The sequence below is a fragment of the Mesorhizobium sp. M7D.F.Ca.US.004.01.2.1 genome (assembly GCF_003997785.1).
Taxonomy (GTDB): domain Bacteria; phylum Pseudomonadota; class Alphaproteobacteria; order Rhizobiales; family Rhizobiaceae; genus Mesorhizobium; species Mesorhizobium loti.
This window is the reverse complement of record NZ_RZRQ01000548.1, coordinates 1-2,462: the sequence shown is the minus strand read 5'-3', so window position 1 is coordinate 2,462 and position 2,462 is coordinate 1. Positions and strand designations below refer to the sequence as shown.

Genomic DNA, 2,462 nt, shown 5'->3' with positions numbered 1-2,462 from the left:
ATATCGGGTGCGATCTTGATCGCACCTTCGCGGATCTTGCCGACCGTGCCGACATCGATCGTCGGAATGCGCGACGAGAGCGCGATTTGCTGCAGCATTCCTTGCTGCGGCCGCCTGAGCCCATATTTCCCCAGCCTGCCCAGCGCCAGATCGAGGATGATAGGAAACAAGGCATCGTTGATGCGTTCCGGCATCAGGCGCGCCGCCATGCCGATCATCTGGATGGGCACGCCAAGCAGTTCGCGCGGTACGATATGAACGCCGCCGCGCACCGAAATCGTCGGCCGCGCACCGCCTTCCACCAGATCGAGGGCAATCTCGGCGCCGGTGTTGCCCATGCCGATGATCAGCACCGACTGGCCGGCAAAAGGCATGGCGTTGCGATAGTCGGCGCTATGCAGTCGTTTGCCCTTGAAGGCATCGGCGCCGGCAAATCCGGGCATCAGCGGCTCGGCATTGTTGCCCGACGCGATCACCACCTGTGAAGCGGGCAGGGGACCTGTTGTCGTGTCCACGAGCCAGCTTCTGCCTCGCCGGGTGATCGCCCGCACCACTTCTCCAAATCGGGGCCGCAGGTCGAAGCGTTGCGCATAGGCATCGAGATAGTCGACGAAAAGATCGCGCGGCACATAGCGCGGATAATCCCTGGGAAAGGGCACGAAGGGCAGCGAGGAATAGCGTTTGGTCGTGTGCAGGTGGACGCGCTCATAGTGGCGTCGCCATGCAGGGGCGGATTGCTGCTCTTTTTCGAGGAGGACGAAGTCGACCCCGGCCTGCCGCAGGCACGCGGCAATGGCCAGGCCTGCCGGCCCGGCACCGATGATCGCAACTGGTGTAGTTTCGTCCAAGCGCGCCTCCGCCGACAAATTCGCTTCCGGAGAATGGCAAAAGCATGGCCGCCGGCGCCTGCCATGCCAGCAACGCTCAGCCGGGCAAGGGCACCGTCAGTCCGACCTTGACCCGGTCCATGGCAACAAAAGTGCGGAACTTTCGGACATTGTTGCTATCGAAGAACAGTTTTCGCGTCAGCGCCTCATAGGCGCCCATGTCGGCCACGGTGATGATCAGGATGAAATCGGCCTCGCCGGTGACATAGTAGCATTGCTGGACTTCAGGGGTTCCCGAGAATTGCCGCTTGGCTGCGTCGATCAGTTCGGCGCGTTCGCTCTCGAGTTCCACCTCGACGAAGATGGTGATGGGCTGGCCGACAGCCGCGGGCTCGATGACGGCGACATTGCCGGCAATGACGCCGGTCTGCTCCATCCGCTTGATGCGGCGCTGCACCGCCGGCGCCGACAGGTTCACCGCCTCGCCGATCAGCCGCTGCGGCGTCGTGTTGTCGCGCTGCAGGATGGCAAGGATGGCGAGATCGAAACTGTCGAGCGAGGGTGGCAATGCAGGCAATGGAGATATCCCTAGCGAAACAAACTTGCATTTGGGAGGCCATATTACAGCGCCCTTTGCGTCGATCCTGCAATATATTCTCGCTGAACGTCAGAGCATGATGCCGAAAAGTGCGAAGCGGTTTTCTCGGACAAACGGGTACCGTTTGTCCAGACATCATGCTCTCTATCTCTTTGATTTAGAGACGGATTCAGATTTCGGGTCGATTCGACCCGAAATCATCCGGCTCTAAGGAGGCCGCCAGTGTTCCTGCTCAACCGCAATACTCTGCATCGCCTGCCGCTCGATCCGGCCGATGCCGATACCCTTGGCGTGGCCGGCGCTGACACAGTCGAGCGTTTTCTTGCCCATCGCGACAATCACCTGATAACGCCGCTGCATGCGCTGCCGGCGCTCGCCACCGAACTCGGACTTGGCGCCATCCACATCAAGGATGAGGGCTTTCGCCTCGGCCTCGGTAGCTTCAAGGCGCTTGGCGGTGCCTATGCCGTCTTCCGCCTGGTGCTGGAGGAGGCAGGCAGCCGGCTTGGCCGACCCATCGATGTGGCCGATCTCGATCGGCCTGACGTGCGGGCCGTCGCCGCGGCGATGACATTTGCCTGTGCGACCGACGGCAATCATGGCCGCTCCGTCGCGCAAGGCGCTCAACTCGTCGGCGCGCGAGCGGCGATCTTCGTCCACGCCGGCGTCAGCGAGGAGCGCATCGCGGCGATCGCCCGCTATGGCGCCGAGATGATCCGCGTCGACGGCAATTATGATGATTCGGTCAGGCAAGCCGCCCAGGTTTCCGCCGACAAGGGCTGGACCGTGGTGTCCGACACCTCATGGCCGGGCTACGAGCGCATTCCCGGCCTGGTCATGCAAGGCTATACGGCGATCGTGCGCGAAGCCTTGCGCCAGCTCCCTCGGACGCCAACCCACGTCTTCGTGCAGGCCGGTGTCGGTGGCATTGCCGCGGCGCTGGCCGGCCATCTGGCCATCGTGTTCGATGATGCCAGGCCGACCTTCATCGTGGTCGAGCCGGCGCGTGCCGCTTGTGTTTTTGCAGCCGCCCAGGT

General features: G+C 62.7%; 3 protein-coding genes. 1 reads left to right on the top strand and 2 read right to left on the bottom strand.

Going from position 1 to position 2,462, the window contains the following annotated elements:
• Both EN993_RS34530 and EN993_RS34525 read right to left on the bottom strand, forming a co-directional pair.
• Positions 1-848: NAD(P)/FAD-dependent oxidoreductase (locus tag EN993_RS34530; RefSeq protein WP_164758010.1), on the bottom strand; the 848-nt coding region annotated here is incomplete at its 3' end.
• A gap of 76 nt (positions 849-924) precedes the next feature.
• A complete protein-coding gene (locus EN993_RS34525; protein ID WP_109662920.1) occupies positions 925-1,404 on the bottom strand; it encodes an Lrp/AsnC family transcriptional regulator in 480 nt (159 codons plus the stop codon).
• Positions 1,405-1,647: 243 nt separating this feature from the next.
• Here EN993_RS34525 and EN993_RS34515 point away from each other — a divergent pair.
• On the top strand, positions 1,648-2,462 hold an 815-nt coding region (locus EN993_RS34515; protein ID WP_127266113.1), incomplete at its 3' end, for a diaminopropionate ammonia-lyase.